The organism is Anaplasma marginale str. Florida, assembly GCF_000215485.1.
Lineage (GTDB): Bacteria > Pseudomonadota > Alphaproteobacteria > Rickettsiales > Anaplasmataceae > Anaplasma > Anaplasma marginale.
Genome location: NZ_AFMS01000050.1, coordinates 1 through 4,616, shown reverse-complemented (window position 1 = coordinate 4,616; position 4,616 = coordinate 1). Strand labels below are relative to the sequence as shown.

Genomic DNA, 4,616 nt, shown 5'->3' with positions numbered 1-4,616 from the left:
CTTCTTCACATACTGCCGCGGGGACTTTGTGAGATATTTATCACCAAATTGCATCTTAATTGTGTCACGAATGTAAGATATCGCTTCAGTGGAAATATAAAATCCATCGGTACGCATGTATGTTATCAACCCGACAGTCTCCCCCCCAATATCCACGCCCTCATACAGCTTTTGGGCAACCATCATGGTGTTTTTTGCCGAAAAGCCAAGCTTAGTAGAGGCCTCCTGCTGCAAGCTAGATGTGATAAACGGGGGATAAGGATTGCGCTTGGTCTGTTTTGCCTCCACAGAAGCGACATGATACGTGCCATTTCGCACATGTTCAGCTATGGCATTAGCGCTGTCAGCGTCGGGTATGGCAAATTTATCCAGCTTTTCCCCATTGTAGTGCTTTAATGTTGCAGTGAGCTTCTCGCCGCTATTATTTTTCAGCAGTACTTCAATATCCCAGTACTCCTTAGAATCAAACTGCTCTATTTCGTGCTCTCGCTCGCAAATCAGCCTCAGCGCCACTGACTGAACTCTGCCGGCCGACTTACTACCGGGAAGCTTCCTCCACAGCAAAGGGGAAAGAGTAAAGCCCACCAGGTAGTCCAAGACTCTACGAGCCTGTTGTGCGTGAACCAAATCCATGTTGATGCTCCGGCAATCATTTATGGCCGCATTAACCGCCCTTTTGGTCACTTCATTGAAGACCATCCTGTTGACCGCAACATCTTCACCAATTGCGCTGCGTTCGCGCAATACTTCAACTATGTGCCAAGCTATAGCCTCACCTTCGCGATCGGGGTCCGTAGCCAGATATATGCCGCTCTTCTCCGAGCTTACGGTTTTGACGATCTTATCTATGTACTTTTCCGACTTGGGAATAATTTCGTAAATCATACGAAAGTCATCATCGGGATCCACAGAGCCACTCTTTGCTGGGAAGTCCCTAACGTGGCCAAAAGAAGCTACTACCTTGTACTTTCCCCCTAAATACTTGGAAATAGTCTTCGCCTTAGAAGGAGATTCTACAATAACCACGCCCATCACTAAACCTACATGAGAAAACCGCCCCTAGCAGAAGCTAGCAACCTAATATTATAAAATAAAGTCCTTGGAAAGGATTTTCGACACGTAGACTACAGGTGAGGTATCAACCGCTAACCCGCAAAACCTAAGCTGCCCCATTGACAAGAAGATTAAGTTCCCTGGGAATCTGCTGTATTATGTCATCAGCGATAAGCCCGATCCCGTACCTCTTCCCGCATTCACCGTGTATCCACACGCCGCAGCACGCTGCAGCAAATTCTGGCATCCCCGCGGCGATAAGTCCAGTAATAATGCCTGCAAGCACGTCACCACTCCCAATAGTAGCCAAAGAGCTGGGCGCGTTGTTGTTTACAACCACGCTTCCGTCTGGCTGAGCAATTACGGTATCATGCCCCTTAAGCACGATTATTGCCCCAGATATTCGCGCGGCATCTCTAGCCCTCTCGACAACGCTTCCTTTCAAACTTGGAAATACTCGCTTAAACTCCCCTTCGTGAGGGGTCATCACAACATTCCCTCCGGCAATACGCGATAGTAGCATGTTAGGATCACTCTGAAAAACAGATATGCCCCCAGCATCTAGTACGCACTTTCTGCCAGAGTTAAGCGCAACAAGCACCTTGTACCTCAAGGCATCATCAAGAACGTCGCCACCCGGCCCGATCAATAACGTTGTGACCCTAGAATCACTAAGCACTTCCTCATATGGCTTATACATCACTGCAGTCAGAGCACTGGCATACAGACAAATCTCCTCATCAGCACAGGCAACAGCAACCGCACCGGACCCTATCCTTAAAGCCGCCAGAGCCGCCAGTTTTACCGCCCCAACAGACCGCACCCCCACAGAGCATACAGCCGCGTATCCCCTATTGTACTTGTGTGATTTATAATCCGGCCTAGGAATTAGCGCCCTCCACAAATCCGGAGTATTACGAAAGGCCTGAGCTCCATTAACCTCCAACCCTATGTCCTTAATGCGTACCTCACCCGCGTGGTACCGACCCGGGGAAATGACGTGCCCAAACTTCAAGCAAGAAAACGTAACTGTAAGATCAGACCTGATCGCGGCCCCCATCACTTCCCCCGTATCGCTATTTATGCCGCTCGGCATATCCACGGCAACGACGTATTTACCGCTTGAATTTATTTTTGACACAATCTTTTGCAAACCCTCATCCATAGGACGAGAAAGCCCTATACCAAAAATAGCATCTATGATCACGTCTTCGTGTATAGAGAAGCCTTCTGGAGTCAACGCAGGTAAACCCTCACTCCTAGCTCCCCCGCGATAGCTGAGCACTCTAACCGGCCACCCGCTTTTTTCAAGCAAACCCGCAACCACTGCTCCATCTTTGCCGTTATTGCCCGGTCCACACAAAACCAGAACCGGTCTTTTGGGAAAATACCTAACTACCTCCTCAACCACGGCGGCCCCAGCCCTGAGAATCAATTCCTCAACAGGCACGGCAGAACCTTGCTCAAAAACCCTGAATTGCGCCACCGAGAGTATCAAAGACATCACACAACTCATAAAGAAGCAGGAGAGCTATACAGCAGAACGCGCGCGTACGCAACCCCTGTCCAAATTACAGAAACCTAGAACCGGACCGCGTGCCGCAAATTATTATTGAAGGGCCGCGGCACAGCCACTAACCACGCGCAGCCCCACCGCTCTGTAACTCGGGGCGCCGCGCAGACGCTCAGGCCAACTCCAGGCTAGCGCTCAGGCAAGGTTAAGCGTACTCGTCCTCATCAGACTGCACAGTGCTACTGGCCTCACTAGGGACATCTCTGGTAACACTGCTCCTCTTTCTAGATACCGCAGCAGACATAGACCCGGCCTTGACGCGCTCAAAATCCCTACGTCTCTTGTGCCAACCGTAAGTGTACATCACCATCTTGTTCTCGATGAGCACTATAGCCCCGTCTGGATACACAACCATATCCATGCCCCGCTTCTGGGCCTCAATAAACTTCTCCCTATACCTTTCTCTATAAGCAGGATCATCAAAGGCTGACATCCCATCACTACCAGCATCGGCCCTAGACATCACACACCCTCAGATATTTTACAGCTGTACAATGCGTACAAACACTCATTCGACAACACTCCTATTCAACTCGTCGCCAGCATAAACCACACGCGCCATGGTAACACAAAATAGGCTTTGACAAACATATGAATATGGACACATACCACATTTTTTTGCAGTAGTGACAATTTTATCACCCTATCTCTGTTGTTTTTTTTAAAAGCAGTACACTGAGCCTGTTTTTTTGCGATGAGGTACTGTCATGCGTAGTGTTTTATCCAGTGCACAGCTGGAGCAATATGTCGACAGGTGTTTTGGGATTGACGATAGTGATGCGTTGTCAGTTCATGCGTCGGCACCCGAAAGGTGGGTAAAGGGACAGGTGGGATTCGTTGAGGGTCGGTTGCTGCAGTTTCTGATCCGAGTTACTGGAACCAAGTCCATAGTAGAGGTTGGAACATGCGTAGGCTTTTCAGCAATATGCATGGCGAGGGCTCTACCTCCTGAGGGACGCGTATATACCATAGAGAAGGATGAACAACACTGCGCCGCGGCGAGGCAAAACATCGCAAAATGCGGAATGGCGGACAAGATCACTGTGCTTTGCGGAGACGCGCTGCACGTACTTAAAAAAGATTTGGAGGACAAATCCCCATTCGACATGATGTTCATAGATGCGAACGAGTCCGGCTACTGTGATTATCTTGACTGGGCTGAGGTAAATGTAAGGAAAGGTGGGCTGTTGGTCGCCGATAACGTATTCCTCTATCGCACAGTGTCTGGTGATACACCCTCAGATGGAGTCCCTGCAAGTGCACACACTAGCATGCGGCGCTTCAATGAGAGACTGTCCAATAAGCAGGACTATCTCGCCTCTGTGATTCCGACTGAGGAAGGAACATTGGTTGCACTAAAGCTGAGGTAAAGTAGAGCACCTCCGTGTTGCGCACGCCTGTGCTGCTCCGAACCGGCACAGGCGTGGCAGACGTAAGTGTGCAGGGTCTTACTCCGCAGCTCTGGTCCGGCGCTAGTGGGCGGCCTTTCGGGCTTGCTACGGAGATGTACAAACGTGTGGCACAGAGTTACTTCAGGAGCCCGCGGTGGCGCGTCTGCGTCGATCCGAACCGTCATGGGTGTCACAAACTCAAGCGCGGAGTATGCCAGGAAACTACATGCCGTGTACCTGCGGCTTTGCTACAATACCACAATTGCCGCTAAAGGTTGTGGTGTACCCGCTGCAGTGGCAAGACCATAAACCTGGCTACTTAGTGCTATGTGTGTCAAACAATCTCCAGTTGGTGTGAAATCCAATTTGCCTTTGTCGCGGGTACGTATTATTGTATGGGCCCGGGAGGTTTGAATTGCGGTATGTACGCACACGTTACCATCTTCACCTCGGCGTAGTGCATGATAGGGGTTCTAGGTGAAAAAGAGATACACCGACAACGAGCAAAATAACAAGGTCGATTTTGTAGAACGAGATTATGGGATCTCAAAGATCAAAGCCGCAACGGTTGTGATCTTACCTTTGCTATGTGTTTTTAG

General features: G+C 49.8%; 4 protein-coding genes. 1 reads left to right on the top strand and 3 read right to left on the bottom strand.

Going from position 1 to position 4,616, the window contains the following annotated elements; all coding sequences use genetic code 11:
* The 3 genes from topA to GAC_RS01500 form a co-directional block, all read right to left on the bottom strand.
* A partial coding sequence (gene topA, locus GAC_RS01510) for a type I DNA topoisomerase (RefSeq protein WP_037349093.1) occupies window positions 1-1,032 on the bottom strand: 1,032 nt, incomplete at its 3' end.
* 127 nt (window positions 1,033-1,159) lie between these two features.
* On the bottom strand, window positions 1,160-2,557 hold the full coding sequence (locus tag GAC_RS01505; RefSeq protein WP_010264174.1) for an NAD(P)H-hydrate dehydratase: 1,398 nt from the start codon (window positions 2,555-2,557) through the stop codon (window positions 1,160-1,162).
* Between the two features lie 214 nt (window positions 2,558-2,771).
* Window positions 2,772-3,089, bottom strand: a complete 318-nt coding sequence (locus GAC_RS01500) for a DUF2671 domain-containing protein (RefSeq protein ID WP_010264171.1) — start codon at window positions 3,087-3,089, stop codon at window positions 2,772-2,774.
* Between the two features lie 244 nt (window positions 3,090-3,333).
* Between GAC_RS01500 and GAC_RS01495 the strand changes: the two genes are divergently transcribed.
* The gene (locus GAC_RS01495; protein WP_010267453.1) at window positions 3,334-3,996 is read left to right on the top strand and encodes an O-methyltransferase; all 663 of its coding nucleotides are present in this window, start codon (window positions 3,334-3,336) and stop codon (window positions 3,994-3,996) included.
* Window positions 3,997-4,616: the final 620 nt, after the last annotated feature.

Coding starts and splice junctions, on each gene's coding strand:
- GAC_RS01495 (WP_010267453.1), top strand. CDS start 3,334: ATGCGTAGTGTTTTATCCAGTGCACAGCTGGAGCAATATGTCGACAGG.
- GAC_RS01500 (WP_010264171.1), bottom strand. CDS start 3,089: ATGTCTAGGGCCGATGCTGGTAGTGATGGGATGTCAGCCTTTGATGAT.
- GAC_RS01505 (WP_010264174.1), bottom strand. CDS start 2,557: ATGTCTTTGATACTCTCGGTGGCGCAATTCAGGGTTTTTGAGCAAGGT.